15 protein-coding genes are annotated in these 17,510 nt (G+C 57.8%); 8 read left to right on the plus strand and 7 right to left on the minus strand.

Annotation, left to right across the window (positions count from 1 at the left end; genetic code table 11):
- Positions 1–100: 100 nt before the first annotated feature.
- Complete coding sequence (locus tag ACR0MI_RS17925) at positions 101–766, plus strand: GntR family transcriptional regulator (RefSeq protein ID WP_170611710.1); 666 nt, start codon at positions 101–103, stop codon at positions 764–766.
- A gap of 21 nt (positions 767–787) precedes the next feature.
- Here the strand turns inward: ACR0MI_RS17925 and ACR0MI_RS17930 are convergent, their stop codons facing one another.
- The gene (locus ACR0MI_RS17930) at positions 788–1,597 is read right to left on the minus strand and encodes a DeoR/GlpR family DNA-binding transcription regulator (RefSeq protein WP_480536255.1); all 810 of its coding nucleotides are present in this window, start codon (positions 1,595–1,597) and stop codon (positions 788–790) included.
- A gap of 181 nt (positions 1,598–1,778) precedes the next feature.
- On the opposite strand from ACR0MI_RS17930, the gene ACR0MI_RS17935 reads away from it, so the two are divergent.
- The 5 genes from ACR0MI_RS17935 to ACR0MI_RS17955 all read left to right on the plus strand — a co-directional run bounded on the left by ACR0MI_RS17935 (position 1,779) and on the right by ACR0MI_RS17955 (position 9,148).
- Positions 1,779–2,723, plus strand: coding sequence for an ABC transporter substrate-binding protein (locus ACR0MI_RS17935; RefSeq protein WP_170611708.1), 945 nt, complete (start codon positions 1,779–1,781; stop codon positions 2,721–2,723).
- 78 nt (positions 2,724–2,801) lie between these two features.
- Positions 2,802–3,824 (plus strand): betaine/proline/choline family ABC transporter ATP-binding protein, encoded by a 1,023-nt coding sequence (locus ACR0MI_RS17940; RefSeq protein ID WP_170611706.1) that lies wholly within the window; start codon positions 2,802–2,804, stop codon positions 3,822–3,824.
- Entirely contained in the window at positions 3,821–5,812 is a 1,992-nt protein-coding gene (locus ACR0MI_RS17945; RefSeq protein WP_170619626.1) for an ABC transporter permease subunit, read from the plus strand. Before ACR0MI_RS17940 ends, ACR0MI_RS17945 begins: the two co-directional genes overlap by 4 nt.
- 1 nt (position 5,813) lies before the next feature.
- Positions 5,814–6,695 (plus strand): phosphotransferase, encoded by an 882-nt coding sequence (locus tag ACR0MI_RS17950; RefSeq protein ID WP_480441515.1) that lies wholly within the window; start codon positions 5,814–5,816, stop codon positions 6,693–6,695.
- Between the two features lie 8 nt (positions 6,696–6,703).
- On the plus strand, positions 6,704–9,148 hold the full coding sequence (locus ACR0MI_RS17955; RefSeq protein WP_170611702.1) for an FAD-dependent oxidoreductase: 2,445 nt from the start codon (positions 6,704–6,706) through the stop codon (positions 9,146–9,148).
- Positions 9,149–9,355: 207 nt separating this feature from the next.
- Here the strand turns inward: ACR0MI_RS17955 and ACR0MI_RS17960 are convergent, their stop codons facing one another.
- The 6 genes from ACR0MI_RS17960 to ACR0MI_RS17985 form a co-directional block, all read right to left on the minus strand.
- Positions 9,356–10,246 carry a DMT family transporter gene (locus tag ACR0MI_RS17960; RefSeq protein WP_170817096.1) on the minus strand — a complete coding sequence of 297 codons (891 nt, stop codon included), beginning with the start codon at positions 10,244–10,246 and terminating at the stop codon, positions 9,356–9,358.
- Positions 10,243–10,914 (minus strand): TfuA-like protein, encoded by a 672-nt coding sequence (locus ACR0MI_RS17965; protein WP_170611698.1) that lies wholly within the window; start codon positions 10,912–10,914, stop codon positions 10,243–10,245. The genes ACR0MI_RS17960 and ACR0MI_RS17965 overlap by 4 nt, the downstream gene beginning before the upstream one ends.
- Positions 10,915–10,958: 44 nt before the next feature.
- Positions 10,959–12,152, minus strand: a complete 1,194-nt coding sequence (locus ACR0MI_RS17970) for a YcaO-like family protein (RefSeq protein ID WP_480441512.1) — start codon at positions 12,150–12,152, stop codon at positions 10,959–10,961.
- A gap of 107 nt (positions 12,153–12,259) precedes the next feature.
- Positions 12,260–12,721, minus strand: a complete 462-nt coding sequence (locus ACR0MI_RS17975) for a hypothetical protein (protein WP_170611696.1) — start codon at positions 12,719–12,721, stop codon at positions 12,260–12,262.
- Complete coding sequence (locus ACR0MI_RS17980; RefSeq protein WP_480536302.1) at positions 12,711–13,595, minus strand: DUF5666 domain-containing protein; 885 nt, start codon at positions 13,593–13,595, stop codon at positions 12,711–12,713. The genes ACR0MI_RS17975 and ACR0MI_RS17980 overlap by 11 nt, the downstream gene beginning before the upstream one ends.
- A gap of 2 nt (positions 13,596–13,597) precedes the next feature.
- Positions 13,598–14,416, minus strand: a complete 819-nt coding sequence (locus tag ACR0MI_RS17985) for a DUF6502 family protein (RefSeq protein ID WP_170611692.1) — start codon at positions 14,414–14,416, stop codon at positions 13,598–13,600.
- 342 nt (positions 14,417–14,758) lie between these two features.
- Here ACR0MI_RS17985 and ACR0MI_RS17990 point away from each other — a divergent pair, with 342 nt between their 5' ends.
- Positions 14,759–16,195 (plus strand): amino acid adenylation domain-containing protein, encoded by a 1,437-nt coding sequence (locus ACR0MI_RS17990; protein WP_480441510.1) that lies wholly within the window; start codon positions 14,759–14,761, stop codon positions 16,193–16,195.
- Complete coding sequence (locus ACR0MI_RS17995; RefSeq protein WP_170611688.1) at positions 16,195–17,508, plus strand: hypothetical protein; 1,314 nt, start codon at positions 16,195–16,197, stop codon at positions 17,506–17,508. Before ACR0MI_RS17990 ends, ACR0MI_RS17995 begins: the two co-directional genes overlap by 1 nt.
- Positions 17,509–17,510 lie beyond the last annotated feature (2 nt).

The following is a 17,510-nucleotide window of genomic DNA, read 5'->3' on the forward strand; positions in this document are numbered from 1 at the left end:
ATACTGTATACAGTACACGAACAATAGCAAGCCCAATCGCCTTGGCACCGGTTGCTTTTTTGAATACAGAATTCACAAAATGCGGAAAGAGAGGCTCCGAGTGGCTCTGAAAGAAATTAAAACTCAACGCAGAAGACTGGCTGACGAGGTTTACGATCAGCTGGTCGAGGCCATCATGAGCCGCGAGATTTCAGCAGAAGACCGGCTGGTGCAAGAAAAGCTGGCGACCGAACTGAATATCAGCCGTACACCGGTCCGTGAAGCATTAATGCGGCTGGAAACCGAAGGGGTATTGGAAGTTGCCGCCAGCGGCGGCTTCCGTCTGGCGCGCATGGATCAGGCCGAAGTCAGGCAGTTGTATCAGGCGCGTGCAGCCATCGAAGGGCAAGCAGCGCGCATTCTGGCGGTTCACGCGGAACCCGAAGTACTGGACCGGCTACGAGAATTGATTCGCCGCGAAGAGGATTTGATCAACGGCTCGACCCGGGACTACTTCATTGCAAACCGGCGGATTCACCGTGCCTTCATGATTGAAGCGGGCAACAAATTCCTGCTGGATATGTTCGACATGATCTGGGGCAAGGCAATGGCCTTTCACCTGTTTTCCGCGATTGAAAACGTGGATATTTCGAAATCGCTGGGGGACCATCTGACGCTTGTCGATGCCATCGCAACGGGCGATGCAACCGAAGCGCTCGAGACATTCACCGCGCATATTCAGGCCGGCTTCGATCTGCAGATCGAGGGCCTGAAGGAAGCCAAATAGGGCTGCGTCACGGGCACAAGCTTAATCGGGAACGACAAGATCAATTTCGTTCAGCGCGAGCATTGAACGAATCTCCTGTGACGGCTGGGTGTCTGTGAAGAACAGATCGATTTTGCCTGATGCTTCCAAAGTGACCGGTGCGCGTTTGCCCAGTTTCTCTCCATCTGCCACCACCACGCGAACTTGTGCCCGGTCAATCGCAATACGGGCCAGGTTGGCCTCTTGCAGATCGTGCAGCATAAAGCCCAGATCCGCGTTGACCGCACCTGCCGACAGTACCGCAAACCTGACGTTCAGCCGCTTGATCAGGTCCTGAGCCTCCACACCAAACGCGCCGCCATCGTGGGGGCGCAACTCGCCACCGGCCATGAAAACCCTGTTGTTGTTTCTTGAGGCCAGTTCATTGGCGACGAAAACGGAATTGGTGACGATAAACAGACCCTTATGATCCCTGAGAGCCCTTGCGACATAGGCTGTGGTCGATCCGATATCAAGAAACACGGAATCCCCATCGCTGATGATCTTCGCAACGGCCTTGGCCAGTTTTTCCTTGGCGTCGACCTTTTTGTCCAGACGGCTTTCCAGCGTTGGTTCCAGGATGTCTTCGACCAGATGAACACCGCCATGGACCTTTCGCACGATACTGCGCTCTTCCAGATTGCGAACATTGCGTCTGATGGTTTCCAACGTGACGCCCAGTTGATTGGCCAGAAAGCTTACCCGGCACGATCCGCCGGCTTGAAACAGCTCTCGCAGGATCTCTTCTTCGCGTTGATTGGTCGTCTTTAGGTTCATGTTCTCGGGCATTGGATATCGATCTTGAGGTGGCATTCAGGCATATCACAACACCCACAGAAAGCAACGCTACACGAAAAATCAACGGTTTGAGCGGCGTGATTTGAGTATTTATGTGGCTTTACGTGGTTTTTATTGACACAAAACCCCACGATATGGTCGTCTAGAGAGAATACCACCGATTCACCAGAAAAAACCACGACAGGGAGATGGTATGATGAAACGCAATCTGGGACTCTGTGCACTTGCCTTGGTAGCTGCCGGCGTGACCTCGGCGGCATGGGCCGCAGAGTCGACCGACCCGATAAAACTGACACTGCACGACTGGTCCGGTCAGCTAATCAACACCAAGATCATGGGCTCGATCCTGCAAGAGGCGGGATACAACGTCGAATACGTTCAGGCGGACTACATCGCACAATTCGCAGGCCTGAAGACGGGCGACCTGCATCTGGCGATGGAAATCTGGGAAACCACCGGACGCGAGGCTCTGGACGAGGCGACCGCCACCGGCAATGTCGTCAATGTCGGCGAAACCGGCCTGATGGCGATCGAGGAATGGTGGTATCCGTCCTACATGAAAGACCGCTGCCCGGGTCTGCCCAACTGGGAAGCGCTGAAAGACTGTGCCGAAGAATTCGCAACGGCCGAGACTTCACCAAACGGGCGCTACGTTGGCGGCCCTGTAACCTGGGGCGGATTTGACGAAGAGCGTGTCGAGGCGCTGGAGCTTGAGTTTGAAGTTGTCCATGCTGGAACCGATGCGGCCTTGTTTGCAGAACTGGAATCCGCCTATCAGCGGGAAGACCCGATCATGCTGTGGGTTTACGTACCCCATTGGGCGCCCGCGAAATATGACGGCGAGTTCGTGGAGTTCCCGCCTTTCTCGGCCGAATGCTACAGCGATCCGTCGGTCGGTGTGAACCCGAACCTAGCCTACGACTGCGGCAAGCCGCGCGGTCCGATCTGGAAAGCGGCCTGGTCCGGTTTGCAGGAAAAATGGCCCGGGGCTTATGACATCATCGAGGCCTACAATATCAACAACGATGAAATGAGCGCGATGGTCGGAAAGGCCGATCTGGAAGGCGTGGAAATCGATACGGTTGTTGCGGATTGGATGGGCGCCAACAAGGACCGCTGGTCCGGCTGGATCTCCAAGTAATCTGCCTTTTGCCGGAACGGGCAAGCTCCCTCTCCCCACCCGTTCCGGCCTTTTCCATTCTCTGACTGGACACACCAGATGACCCCCAAGACAAAACTGTCCTGCCGTAATGTATGGAAACTGTACGGTCCAAATGCGGAATCGCTGCTGCGGCAAAACCCGAACCCATCGGCGGATGAGATTCGCAACGCAGGCGTCATCGGGGCGGTGCGCAACGCCAATATCGAAATCACCGAGGGAGAGATTTTCGTCATCATGGGTCTGTCCGGATCGGGCAAGTCGACTTTGGTGCGTTGCCTGTCAAGGCTGATCGAACCAACGGGCGGAGAAGTTCTGTTCGATGACACCGATCTGCTGCGCGCCAACGAGAAAGAGCTGATAGAAATCCGCCGCCACAAGATGGGCATGGTATTCCAGCACTTTGCCCTGTTGCCGCATCTGACCGTTCTGCAAAACGTCATGTTCCCATTGACCATTCAGGCTAAACCAAAAGCCGAGGCAGAGGCCAAGGCGCGCGATGTGGTGGAACTGGTGGGTCTGAAAGGACGCGAGGATTACTACCCGCGCGAACTTTCTGGCGGACAGCAACAGCGCGTCGGAATCGCCCGCTCGCTGGTGACGGAACCCGACCTGTGGTTTCTGGACGAGCCCTTCTCGGCCCTGGATCCGTTGATCCGGCGCGAGATGCAGGACGAATTCCTGCGCTTGCAGGAACGTCTGCACAAGACCATCGTCTTTATCACGCACGATTTCGAAGAAGCCGTCCGCCTGGCCGACCGCATCGCCATCATGAAAGATGGCCAAGTGATCCAGATCGCCACCCCGGAAGAGCTGGTGATGCATCCCGCCACCGACTACGTGGCCGAATTCACCCGCCATATTCCCCGCTCAAAAGTGCTGACCGTCGGCGGCGTCATGATCGCGGGGGCCAGTGGCGATGGCGATCCCATACCGCAATCAACCCGTGTGTCAGACGTGGCAGAACGGATCATTGCATCGGACACCCCAATCCCGATTTCGGATGAAAACGGCCAGATTGTTGGCGCGATAGATCGCAAGGCCGTGGCGCGTGTGCTGTTCGGCGGCGGAGATGCGGCATGATCCGCCTGAACCGAAGCCAGATTGTCATCCTGACGCTTGTTCTGGTAACGATCCTGCTGGGTTGGTTCGGACGCGATCTGGGCAAGGTGATGGATGCCCGCTGGTTGACGAAATTTCCTTCGGCATGGGTGATCCCGTTCAAAACCTACATTTCCTCTGCCATGACTTGGCTGATCGAGGACGCGGCCATCGGGCCGGTTTCGTTCACCGATATCACACGTGCCATCGCCTGGCTGATTGAACAGCCTTACAACTTTGTTCTGGCGCTGCTTGCCAATGGGTTCGTCAGCGGTTTGGGCAATGACGCTCAGGTCATTCTGCCCGCCATCAGCTGGATCGTGGTGATCACCGCAGTGATCGCGTTGGGCCAGTATTGCCGCGACTGGGCACTGGCCGCGTTGGTTGGTAGCTGTTTCATCTACCTTGCGGTCTTTGGCCAATGGGACAGCGCAATGGTCACATTGGCTTCGGTTCTGATTGCAGTTCCGATCGGCGCGGGCGGAGGGTTGCTGACCGGCATCATCGCCTATCGCAACCCGACCTTCGAACGCATCATCTCGCCCATTCTGGATCTGATGCAGACAATCCCGATCTTCGCCTATCTGGTGCCGATCCTGTTCATGTTCGGCTTTGGCCCGATCTCGGCTCTGGTCGCGACGATCATCTACGCCACGCCTCCGATGGTTCGGATCACGACGCTGGCACTGAAAGCCGTTGACCCCGAGATTCAGGACTTTGGCCGCATGGCAGGCACGACACAGCGGCAACTGATGTGGCGCGTTCTGGTGCCCTCGGCCAGTCACAGCCTGATGGTGGGCGTCAATCAGGTGATCATGCTGACGCTGAACATGGTCATCATCGCCTCGATGATCGGGGCCGGAGGGCTGGGGTTCGACGTCCTCGCCGCGCTGCGCCGTCTGGACATAGGCGCAGGGTTCGAAGCTGGCATCGCCATCGTTGTTTTGGCCATCGCGGTGGACCGGCTGAGCCAGGCTTTTGCCGAACGGATGGGGCAGGTGCATCATGAGGCGCCGGGCTCGTGGGTCGCCCGCCATCGGCGGACAGTTCTCGTGCTGATCCTGCTGGTCGTTACATGGGTTCTGGGCCAGTTTTCACCCCTGCTGCTGGAATATCCCGAAAGCCAGACGATCACCACGGGTGCCTTCTGGGACAACACTGTCGAATACCTGAACGTCAACTATTTCGACACGTTCGAGGCGATCAAGGTCTTTTTCCTGACCTGGTTCATGATCCCGATCAAGACGGTTCTGCTGGGCATCCCATGGCCCTGGGCAATTGCCATGCTGACGTTGCTGGGCTGGCACGCTGGCGGCTGGCGATTGGCGCTGCTGTGCGGCGGTATGGCCTCGCTGATCCTTGTCTCGGGCCTGTGGTCGAAGGCAATGGTGACGGTTTACCTCTGCGGGGCATCGGTCATTCTGGCAACCCTGATCGGAGTGCCTCTGGGCGTGCTGGCGGCCCTGAACAAACGCGCCGGAACGGTGATCAATCTGCTGATCGACACGCTGCAAACTCTGCCCAGCTTTGTCTATCTGATCCCGGTGGTCATGCTGTTTCGGGTCGGCGACTTCACCGCACTAATCGCCATCGTGCTTTACGCATTGGCCCCAGCGGTGCGCTATGCCGCGCACGGGGTGCGTTCGGTCAGCGAAGACCTGATCGAGGCCGGGCTGGTTTCTGGCTGTACCCGCACGCAACTGCTGCGCCATATCCGCCTGCCGATGGCCCTGCCCGAAATTCTGCTGGGCATCAACCAGACGATCATGCTGGCCCTGTCGATGCTGGTCATCACCGCGCTCGTCGGTACCCGCGATCTGGGGCAAGAGGTCTATATCGCACTGACCAAGGCCGACACCGGTCGGGGTCTGGTGGCTGGTCTGTCGATTGCCTTCATCGCCATCATTGCGGACAGGCTGATCAATGCAGGTGCCCGGCAGGCCCGTATCCGCTTTGGACTGGAGAGCTAACATGAGCCATTCCGATCTGATGACCCGCATCCGCGATCTGCCGATCTGGCAAGGAAATATTGAGGCAACGCCTCTGACCGGCGGCATCACCAACATAAACTACAAGATCACCGACGACAGCGGTTCCTACGTGGTGCGTGTCGGAGACGATATCCCCCTGCATCAGGTGATGCGCTTCAATGAACTGGCGGCCAACAGGGCGGCCCATGCGGCTGGGCTTTCGCCTGCCGTGGTTCACGCCTCGGGCGATCTGACGGTATTGGAGTTCGTCGAAAGCCGCACCTTGTCCGAAGAGGACATTCGCCACCCCGACACGCTGCCGCGCGTTCTGGACCTGGTGAAAGCCTGCCATATCGAGGTCCCCAAGCATCTGCGCGGCCCGTCGCTGGTGTTCTGGGTCTTCCACGTCATCCGCGACTACGCCGCTACACTCAAGGAACGAGGAAGCACCCATTCGGCTTTGCTCCCTGATCTGGTGGAAATCAGTGATGGCCTCGAAGCCGAGGCGGGACCATATGACATGGTTTTTGGCCACAACGATCTGCTCTGCGGCAACTTTCTGGACGACGGTGCCCGCCTCTGGTTGATCGATTTCGACTATGCCGGGTTTAACTCGCCGCTCTTTGACTTGGGCGGGCTGGCTTCGAACAACGGCCTTTCGCCCGAAAAGGAAGACTGGGTGCTGGAGACATATTTTGAAACCCCCGTCACTGGCGATCTGCGCCATCGCTACACGGCCATGAAATGCGCCTCGCTGCTGCGCGAAACGATGTGGAGCATGGTGTCCGAAATCACTTCGGATATCGACTTCGACTACGCAGCTTACACAGCCGAAAACCTCGCGCGGTTCCGCGCGGCTCTGACAGACTTCAAAAACACCTGAGGACAGACATGACCGACCTTCCGAAAACAGCCAAAGCCGTCATCATCGGCGGCGGGATCATCGGCTGCTCGACCGCGTATCACCTGGCCAAGCTGGGCTGGACAGATACGGTACTGCTGGAGCGCAAGAAACTGACCTCGGGTACGACATTTCACGCGGCGGGATTGGTGGGCCAGCTTCGATCGAACGCCAATATCACGCAGTTGCTGGGCTACTCGGTCGATCTGTACAACAAGATCGAAGAGGAAACCGGGCTCGGCACCGGTTGGAAGATGAACGGTGGCCTGCGGCTGGCCTGTAACGAAGAACGTTGGACCGAGGTTAAACGCCAGGCCACAACGGCGCATTCCTTCGGTCTGGACATGCAGCTTTTGACTCCTTCCGAAGCGCAGGACCTGTGGCCGCTGATGGACGTCTCTGACGTGATCGGCGCGGCGTATCTGCCGACGGATGGTCAGGCGAACCCGTCAGACATCACTCAGGCGCTGGCCAAGGGCGCACGCATGGCCGGAGCGAAGATATTCGAGGACACCAAGGTCACCGATATCGAATTCGAAGATGGCAAGATCCGCGCGGTGATCACCGAACATGGCCGGATCGAATGCGAAAAGGTGATCTGCTGTGCCGGTCAGTGGACCCGTACATTTTCGGGACGTTTTGGCGTCAACGTGCCCCTGGTGCCGATGGAGCATCAATATATGGTGACGGAACCCTTTGACGTGCCTTCCAACCTGCCGACCCTGCGCGACCCGGACCGACTGACATACTACAAGGAAGAGGTCGGCGGGCTGGTCATGGGAGGGTACGAGCCAAACCCGATCCCCTGGGCAACCAAAGGCATCCCGCAGGGCTTCCACTACACGCTGCTCGACAGCAACTTCGATCATTTCGAACAACTGATGGAGCTGGCCCTTGGCCGTGTTCCCGCTTTGGAGAATGCGGGTGTCAAAACGCTGACCAACGGGCCTGAAAGCTTCACGCCCGACGGCAATTTCATCATCGGTGAAGCGCCAGAGTTGCGCAACTTCTTCGTCGGTGCGGGTTTCAACGCCTTCGGCATCGCAGCTGGTGGTGGGGCGGGCATGGCGCTGGCCGAATGGGTCCACAAGGGCGAGCCGCCTTTCGATTTGTGGTCCGCCGACATCCGCCGCTTTGGCCGCCCGCATTTCGACACCGACTGGGTGCGCACCCGCACGGTCGAGGCATACGGCAAGCACTACACGATGGGCTGGCCGCATGAAGAACACGACTCGGGGCGGCCCTGCCGCAAATCTCCGCTCTATGAAACGCTAAAAGATCAGGGCGCGTGCTTTGGTGAGAAACTGGGCTGGGAACGCCCGAACTGGTACGCCGATGCCTCGCTGGGTGAAACAGCCAAAGATGAGTACAGCTTCGGCCGTCAGAACTGGTTCAGTGCCGTGGGCCGCGAACACAAAGCCGCGCGCGAGGCGGCAGTGCTGTTCGACCAGACCTCTTTCGCCAAATTCGCCCTTAAGGGTCCGGATGCGCTGGTCGCTATGAACTGGATCTGCGCCAATGACGTGGACAAGCCCGTGGGCGCGCTGACCTATACGCAGATGTTGAACGACAAGGGCGGGATCGAGTGCGACCTGACCGTGGGCCGCGTCGCGCATGATGAGTTTTACATCGTCACCGGCACCGGCTTTGCCACCCATGATTTCGACTGGATCAGCCGCAATATCCCCGAAGGTCTCAACTGTCAGCTTTTTGATATCACCTCATCCAATGCCGTGCTGTCGCTGATGGGCCCGAAAGCGCGCGATATTCTGGCGAAGGTCACGCGCGATGACGTTTCGAACGACCGCTTCAAGTTCGGCACGATCCGCACAATCGGCATCGCCGGGTGCCCGGTCAAGGCACTGCGCGTGACCTATGTAGGCGAGCTTGGCTGGGAACTGCACCTGCCGGTGGAATATGCCCAGACGGTTTATTCCGCCCTGATGGCTGCGGGCCAGCCGCACGGTCTGGTGAACGCAGGCTATCGGGCGATTGAATCGCTGCGGCTCGAAAAAGGGTATCGCGCCTGGGGTGCGGAAATCGGCCCTGACCACACGCCATTCGAAAGCGGGCTGGGCTGGGCGGTGAAGCTGCGCAAGAACGTCGACTTCAAAGGCCGGTCTGCGTCGGAAAAACAAAGGGCCGAAGGCGTCAAAAAGATGCTGGCCTGTTTCACCGTCGACCCGGATGTTATTCTGCTGGGCCGCGAGACGATCTATCGCGACGGCAAGCGCGTCGGCTGGCTGACCTCGGGTGGCCATGGCTTCACCGTGGGCAAATCCATCGGTTACGGCTATGTCCGCAACCCCGAGGGGGTCGACCCGGGATTTGTAACATCCGGCAGGTACGAGCTGGAGGTCGCTACCCAACGCGTTCCCTGCGAAGTCACTTTGCAGCCGCTGTACGATCCGAAAATGGAACGTGTCAAAGCATAAAAGCGACGATACCGGAAGGTTAAGACCTTGTGGTACCGGTAACGTAACAACAGAAGGGAACGGCCAAGCGCCGATACTGGCTTCAGACGGCGGAGTAACTTCCGCCGCGACGCCGGAACTTCATACTGAACTTTCGAGGTTGCTGAGCGACCAAAACCGAAAAACCGATACCCGTCCGAACCGGAAAGACAGGCGACAAGTTTTGCATCAGAGTCGGTTCTCCTTCCTGGCGGACTGACCAATTGGAAGCGCTGGCAGCAAGCCGCCAATTGCGATCAGCCCTGCCCCGACCCATCCCCAGAAATCCGGCAGGTTGTTCCAGATCGCATAGCCAAAGATGATGGCCCAGATCATCCCGGAGTACTCTACCGGTGCCATCAAGCTGAGCGGCGAAACCGAGCACGCTTTCGTTCGACAATACACGCATAAGGCGCCGAACAGCCCGAGTAGAACAACAAGCCACAAATCCGGCGTCTCGGGCAGGTGGTCCCCAGCCGGAACCAGAAGGACAGCGACCAGAAAAATCGTCAGATATTCATAGCCCGTGATTGCTTCTGGCGTGTCGCGGCGGGACAGGGCGCGCGCCGCCGCAAGACCGAAAGCACTGCAAAAAGCCGCGGCCAGCGGCAGCAAAGCGGCCATGTTCATGCCGACGCCCGGCGGGCGAATAATGAGACATGCACTCAAAGCTCCGGCAACCACCGCTAAGACCTGCAGGACGCTCGCGTGTTCCCGAAAGAACAGGGAAGACAGACACATTGAAATGATCGGGGAAACCATGAAGATGATCGTCACCTCAGCCAGAGGCAGTACCTTCAGACCTGCAATGAAAAAATACATCGTTCCCAAGGTCAGCAAGCCTCGGCCAATCATCAGCGGCCACCGTGGCGATACCATCGAACGCCAGGTCGACGGGGCGATGATCCCGAAGAAAAACAGCAGCCCGAACACGCTTTCGAAGAATATGACCTGAAGCTCAGAATATGTCTGGGCCAGCATTTTTGCGACCGCATCCAGCGCGGACATGAAAAACACGCCCAGCGCAAACAAGATTATCCCGCGCGCGCTCCCTTGAAACTGACGAAGCATGGCGCTCATTGGCCGACCCGGTCGAAAACCGAAGTGCGTTCCAGATAAAACTGCGACGAAAACCTGCCCGGATTCTGCTTCAGGAAGTCCTTCATGAAGGTTAGCATTTCGACCGCATCAGCTTTCTTTACATCGACTTTCCCATGGTCCAGCCAGTCTTCAAAACGGGCGAGTTCCTTTAGATCAAACCCTTTTTGACGACCGTATACGATCATGTTGCAATAGGAACGGTGTGAGAAATATGTCCGGCTCATATGCGCTTCAAAAGCTGCTGCGGTTTCTTGTGAAATAACCCCGTTTTCCAACGCAGCCGCCAGCGTGGCCTTGATGTTCACCAATGGTTCAGACAATGCGGGATACCCCAGTTCGGCGGGCCCGTGGTTCAGGGCGACTTCGTCGTCCCGTGTAATCCGGCCGGCGCGGTAATCCTCGAAAACGCGCCCGATCCCCTTCATGCCGAAATCGCAAAGCTCGGCGGCTCTTAGCGCTCCCATGCTGGCGCTGCCGAAAACGTGAACGCCTTGGTCAAGCGCCCAAAGTATTTCCTTGTGCAAGACCGAAGGTGTCAGCTGAAAGTACCCGTCAATGATACCGATGGCATGGGGGTTGCGCGCTATCACGGCCATGACATCCCCCTGTGCAGCAGGTGGCAGGTATTCAGCGTCAAGAATACTCAATGCTTCACTTTTCCGGATCGTGGGGCCGCAAAACACAAATATGGTCATTGGGCCGGTTCCAGCTGTCTTTGCGCCCGCACCCCCTTAGCATAGCGCGGGTCGTCGCTTGGACCTTCCAGTCCCGGAACAAGCACACGGACCACCGAAATATATTTGGCCACATAGTCCGCGGTTATGTCGATGATGTATGCGTCGTGAAGTCCAGCATTCTGCAAGCCCGCTAATATCTGATCCAGATCACCATCCGGGGTTGCTGTGTCCTGCGATTTTCTTGACCCGAACTCAAGCTTTCCAGGCCTTGCGATTGTCACGTGAAATTCCATTTCGCGATAGAACTCTTTTGAAAGGTCATCGCGGGAACCGGTGATCAGCGTCAGCCGTTCCTGTGCGGCTTCTGTCAGCGCGCGGGACAATGCGATTTCGCGGCAAGGGTGACACCCCGCACCGACCGAGGGCCGCGGCAGCAAAACCGGCAGGTTTCCTTTCTCGCATGTCCAGACCAGATATGCAGGCACACCAATGTCCGAAGTGACGTCCCAGATCGCCACATCAATATCCGCGTCTTGGAATTTTTTCAGAATCGCAAGAAGTGAGCCGTCGCAAATCGTATCTTGGTCGATGCGTCGCGCGTCACGATCTGTCCAGGGCAATTGCGACCATAGCGCTATGGCGTCGCGTTCAATGACTTCGCACAAGGCGTGGCAGGCGGCTTCGGCAAAGGTGTTTCCTGACGCCAAGCCGTTGGAGCTTGAAAGGAAGAACCCACTGCCGGGCGGCAAAGGCCGTGTGTAATTTGTGTGTATCAGTTCATATGGCGCCCAGCCCCCGGAATTGCCCCCAAGCGCTTTCATCTCCAGCCACAATATCGGCTGGAAGGGATCGAACTGTCTTCCCCTGCATTGCGGCAGAAGATCCGGCTCAACGACATTGTGCGTATACCGGATGTCCTCATAACAGGCGTGAATTACCGGAAAGACGATACGCTCTGCATGAAATATCTCTATGGACTCCATCACCGCCGAGGCGACGGCGGCATCATAAGTGGCCCCTTTTCCCTGCGATACAGCCATCGAGCGGGAATTTGGCCGACACACGACGATTGTCGGCAACCCAACCCGGTCGAGCCCGGTGACATCCGCGATGCGCGTGATCCCGAAAACGGGGAACAGATCGCGCATCAGGTCAACGGTCTGGCCCGGCGGGCGGACCCTGTGTGTGCCTTCGAAATACTGCTTCAAAACCAATCTCTGCCGGAAAGGACAAGGCCCGGGATCTGATCCAGGTTTTTTGTTCCCGTGCCCGTTACCAGAACGCCGGGGTTGGCGTTCTGATCCAGCTGTTAGCCCTAGGCTGCCGGATCAATCTTGGCGCCGTGTTGTGACGGGTCGATCTTGGCTCCGCACTGGGTCGGATCGATTTTCGCACCATGCTGGGTTGGGTCGATTCTTGCACCAAATTGGGTGGGGTTAATCTTTGCGCCGTGCTGCGCCGGATCAATTCTCGCACCAAGTTGCATTGGATCGATCTTGGCGCCAACCTGAGCAGGACTGGAACGGGGCTTACTACCGTTGATTTCCGGTGATCTTGAAATTCCGGTCGATGCCTTGACCGGTGTTTCCACTTTGACACCTGTCCGACCGATTGAGATCAGCCTGCCATCTGGCGCGCGAACAATAGTCTGATTATCCAACATGAAGTAGCTCCTTGGGTTAATTTGGTCTCCTGATCCTTTGAATGTCACCCGGAATTGGCGACGCGCCCTATTACCACAAAATACTGCTAAAATCACGAATGGATCAGCAGCCAAGATCGACCCGGATCCGGTCCGATTGACGGCTTGTATTCGTGCTGTCCACACCGAGTTGCCCCGCCTGCCCGCACTGGATGACCTGGCTGTTGGGATCAATCATCTCGGGCCTGTCGGTGTACGAAACAAGCCCGCTGCCGAGAACCGTGTAAAGACCACTTGGTTTCGGAACGGATAAATACCCCTGAACCTGCACAATCCCGACAGGACCATCAAACAAGCCGGTTTCGATCCTTTTGGCCTCGATCCCGTCCGACGTCGGCATACCGAACACCCGGATCACATCGCCGGGTTCCAGGTGCATTGGTCTGATCCCGGTGATCTTGCTGCCTCCAATGACGATATCGCCATTTGGGTCCGGACCCAGATAGGTTCCGCTCAGCCGGGCCTGATGATCCGCGCCGTTTAGCCGTTCGACCCGAGAGGCCAGCAGGCGCTCCGCTTGCCACAAACCGCTAATCGCGACCCAGTCTCCCGCTTGCACGTCCGGTTTCTGATCCGCGAAGTCAATCCGGGTCCCAAGCACGGTCAGGGTTCCGCCTTTGACATCAGACACTGGGCCGACGACCGGCAGAACCTGCCGGATTTGCCTTGCTTGCCAATCATCGCCCCTACGCTCGGCTGTGATCGCGACCGTGTGGCCCGGTTGAAGTGACCCGGCGGCTATTGCCGGAACCGAACCTGCCACGGATGCCTGGTCGTCAATCTGAATGCGTAACCCGTTCACATGGATACTGCCGAGATGCGTAATCGTTCCGGCGATACCGGTGCCGATTATCCCGCCTTCCCGCTCTTCACTTCCCTCTGCGCCGGCGGGGGAGGTCAGTATCAGGATTGTCAGGATTGCGGACAAGGCACGGGCAAACAAGAACATGGTCACTCAATCTTATCCCTGCCTTTGTCCGACAAGGGCATCACATAAGCGCCCGTCGCAAATCGGCCCGAGTGGCCCTTACCCTGATCCTTGTCCTGCAGGGATCGGGCCAGCGCGTTAATTTCCTGCAACAACGCCTGTGCCTTTTCATCGGATACCTTGCGCAACTCTTCGATCGAGGCTTCTGACAGATGTGAATACCGGACAGCGCGGTCGAAATTCCGCCGGGCGCCCGGCTTCGCCAGCAGGTTCTGCGTGGCGGCCAACAGATGTGCCGACAATGTCGCCTGATACGCTGCGACCTGTTCCGCCCCGCCGCCCGATGGCAGAAAGGCGTGGGTCAAAAGACGCAAATCCCCATCCTGTCCTTGTTCGACGATATTCTGGTCAAGCAGGGTTTTCAGAACGGTACCCGGGGCCATGTCGATACGTGCAAGCCGAACCAGATCGTCAAATCCCGGCCCACCCTCGCTGCCCTTTCGCCGCAGTTCGCGCGGCTGACCAGAGGTGTCCTGAAACTCGGGCGATGTCGCCCAATGGCTGATCACCAACGCGGCCGCACTGCAACTGCGCTTTTCCGGCGCTTCATCATCAAGATTGCGCAGGCGTTTTACATCCTTGCGATGCAGCCCCGTCAAAAGGCTGGCGCGGCTGTCGCTCAGAGGTGTGTCTGAACTGTCTTCAACCGCTTTCAACAACGCCTTTTTCAGCGCCTCGGTCGCGCTGCCAACTGTGACGCCATGCGCGACCATCGCCTGCGCCAAAGGCTCCAGCAAGGCTGGCAATGCGGATTCAAGAGGTGTCTTGGGGGTCGTCGACATTGCGCTACTCATTAAAGGCCTTTGGCGGATAACATCTGTCACGCATTAACACATTCAACGCTTTCGTGACTATTTCGTGATCAATCGTGAGTAATAATGGGAAAATTTCCCATTATCAATATCGCGTGACCCCTGAACCGATAGGAAATTGTCATGCAAGAAATCAACATCTCAGCTTCAAGCAATTTTACCCCTCTTAGCTCCTCAGAATTGCCCCTTCGACAACAGCCGGATGTCCTCTGCCATCTCAGCCCTATGGATCAGGTCCGCTTCCGAAACTTCGGCTGGGGGCCCAAGGCGGAACCGCGCCACGCCACAATTGCCGAAGCCTTGCAACATCAAATGCAGCGGAACCCAAACGCGGTCGCCATCGACTGCGGTGGGCACGAGATAAACTACCGTACGTTGGACCAGGCATCCAACCGTCTGGCCGCCGTATTGCGCGCCCATGGTGTGAAACGTGGCGATGCAGTCTGCCTGTTTTTGCACCGCTCGATCGAAATGGTGGTTGGCATTGTGGCCGCCATCAAACTGGGTGCTGCGTATGTACCGCAGCATGTCGGCGTTGCGCCTCCCGAAACGCTCCGGCATGTGGCCGAGGTGACGCACGTGCGCGTTCTGCTCAGCCTCAGTGAGCTGGCGGATCAGGTGCCCGTATCGGCAAACCAGACATTGATCACCATCGACACGGTCATGTTCGACCCGCTCCTGGATGCCCCAGCCCCGGATACCCGATACCGGGCGCGACCCAAAGATCTTGCGATGATCCTGTTTACATCAGGTACGACAGGTGTTCCCAATGGCGTTCAGGTCAGCCATGCCAATCTGGCGAATATCCTGCTGACCGCGCCCGGTGATCTGGGAATGCGCCCGGGCATGAAGGTTGGACAGGTTCTATCCATCGCTTTCGACATGGCCGCCTGGGAAACCCTGGGGGCGCTGTCAAACGGGGCAACGCTGGTTATTCGTGGCAAGTCCATTCAGGATACGGCGGAACAGGTGGACGTTCTGATCGCCACGCCGTCGATCCTGAACGCGCTGGATCATACACGATGCCAACAGGTCAAAGTCGCCGCCGTTGCCGGAGAACCCTGCCCACGCCCTCTTGCCGACAGGTGGTCGGCCTTTTGCACATTCTACAATTCCTGTGGCCCGACAGAAACGACAATCATCAACACGGCCGAGCCGCATCACCCCGGCAAACAGATACTGTCCATCGGTCGTCCGACACCCAACAACACGGTCTACATTCTGGACGAAAACCTGCGCGCCCTGCCAATTGGCCAGAAGGGTGAGATGTGGGCCGGTGGGGATTGCGTGACAACCGGATACCTCGCCAACCCTGAGCTGACGGATGAGCGTTACCGCCCCGATCCGTTTCGCCCTGGCCATATGATGTTTCGCACCCGCGATCTGGGCCGCTGGACCGACGATGGAGAGCTTGAACATTTCGGCCGCGTTGATGATCTGGTCAAGATACGCGGCTTTCGGGTGGAACTGGACAGCGTCTCAGGCGCGCTCGAACAGTCGCCCTGCTGCCAACAGGCCGTGACGCTGCAATACGACAGCCGAAATCTGGTAAGTTTCATCTCGCCTGCTTCCGCTTGCCCCAAGCGTGCGGCGCGATCGGTTGCGGACCGTCTGCCCTATTATTGCTGTCCGGCTGTGGTGATGCCGATGGACGCCCTGCCACGGACAACACGCGGCAAACTGGACAAGCGCCTGCTGAAGCAACTCGCCCGTGACCACATCGCGCAAACCGGGACGGAGCTGAAGTGATGACAACTCAAACCACAAATCTGCAATCCCGGGGCCTGAACTGGCGGCGGGTCACACGGCACCCGGCGCTGATGGAATATCGGCGACTGGCGGCGCTGGTTGCCGTCGTCAATCTGGGTGTTTTCGTGATGGGGCTGCACCAGGGCAGGTGGTTTCATGATGGTGAGTACGCGCTGAACCTCATCGCGGACATGGCGTTGATCAACCTGAGCATCGGTATCCTGATCCGGCAGCAAAGGGCGGTCAACGCATTGTTCTGGCTGGCGACCCGGGTTCCGACATCCTGGCCTTTGTGGATTCGCTGGGGTGCCGGCAAGGTCTTTCATTTTGGCGGACTGCATTCAGGATGTACCGTTGCGGGCACGATCTGGTTCGGGTTCTTGCTGTTTGGAATGATCGCGAACAGGGGTGCAGGGGCGGATTCGCCCTCGGGCCTGACACTGACGCTAAGCGCCGCCATGGTCGTGTTGATGACCGTCATGGTGGTTTCAGCGTTGGGACCGATCCGAGCCCGATTCCATAATATGTTCGAGAAAATACATCGCTTCATCGGATGGACCGTCCTGGCGCTGTTCTGGGCACAGACGGTGTCAATAAGTTCTGACACGGGCGATGCATTGTTGCACAGCACAGCGTTCTGGATGCTTTGCCTGATCACACTGTCGATCCTGTCTCCGTGGCTGACGCTGAAACAGGTGAAGGTTGATATTGTCAAACCGTCAAACCATGCGGTGATTGCCCGGTTCGAATACGGCGACACGCCGTTCCCCGGCAGTTCCAACGCCATCAGTCACACACCGTTTGGAGAGTATCACTCATTCGCCAATATCCCGGCCCCGAACCAGAAAGGCTACCGGCTGGCAATCAGCCGGGCCGGAGACTGGACAGGACGATTCATCGACAACCCGCCTGACAGGGTCTGGGTCAAAGGCATCACGACATCTGGCGTGGCCCGCATTGAGGTTTTGTTCAAAAAGGTCGTTTATGTCGGCACCGGGTCCGGAATTGGTCCGATCCTGCCTCATCTTCTGGCCGGTGATGTGCCGAACAGGCTGATTTGGTCTACCCGAAGCCCCCGAAAGACCTATGGGAACGCGTTGGTTGACGAGATCGAAGCGCATACTGACACCCCTCTGATCTGGGACACAGATGAAAGGGGCAAACCGAACCTTTCCGCATTGGCTTTGCAGGCGGTGCGTGACAGCGACGCCGAGGCTGTCATCGTGATTTCGAACCAGAAGCTTACGCGCAAAGTCGTGCACGACATGGAAAGCCTGGGCATCCCCGCCTATGGCGCAATCTGGGACAGTTGATC

The sequence above is a fragment of the Ruegeria sp. D4 genome (assembly GCF_056534475.1).

Excerpts from the sequence above, each read along its gene's own strand:
- ACR0MI_RS17960 (WP_170817096.1), bottom strand. The coding sequence starts at position 10,246 with ATGAGCGCCATGCTTCGTCAGTTTCAAGGGAGCGCGCGCGGGATAATC.
- ACR0MI_RS17935 (WP_170611708.1), top strand. The coding sequence starts at position 1,779 with ATGAAACGCAATCTGGGACTCTGTGCACTTGCCTTGGTAGCTGCCGGC.
- ACR0MI_RS17995 (WP_170611688.1), top strand. The coding sequence starts at position 16,195 with ATGACAACTCAAACCACAAATCTGCAATCCCGGGGCCTGAACTGGCGG.
- ACR0MI_RS17945 (WP_170619626.1), top strand. The coding sequence starts at position 3,821 with ATGATCCGCCTGAACCGAAGCCAGATTGTCATCCTGACGCTTGTTCTG.
- ACR0MI_RS17955 (WP_170611702.1), top strand. The coding sequence starts at position 6,704 with ATGACCGACCTTCCGAAAACAGCCAAAGCCGTCATCATCGGCGGCGGG.
- ACR0MI_RS17930 (WP_480536255.1), bottom strand. The coding sequence starts at position 1,597 with ATGCCACCTCAAGATCGATATCCAATGCCCGAGAACATGAACCTAAAG.
- ACR0MI_RS17990 (WP_480441510.1), top strand. The coding sequence starts at position 14,759 with ATGCAGCGGAACCCAAACGCGGTCGCCATCGACTGCGGTGGGCACGAG.
- ACR0MI_RS17985 (WP_170611692.1), bottom strand. The coding sequence starts at position 14,416 with ATGTCGACGACCCCCAAGACACCTCTTGAATCCGCATTGCCAGCCTTG.
- ACR0MI_RS17950 (WP_480441515.1), top strand. The coding sequence starts at position 5,814 with ATGAGCCATTCCGATCTGATGACCCGCATCCGCGATCTGCCGATCTGG.
- ACR0MI_RS17980 (WP_480536302.1), bottom strand. The coding sequence starts at position 13,595 with ATGTTCTTGTTTGCCCGTGCCTTGTCCGCAATCCTGACAATCCTGATA.
- ACR0MI_RS17940 (WP_170611706.1), top strand. The coding sequence starts at position 2,802 with ATGACCCCCAAGACAAAACTGTCCTGCCGTAATGTATGGAAACTGTAC.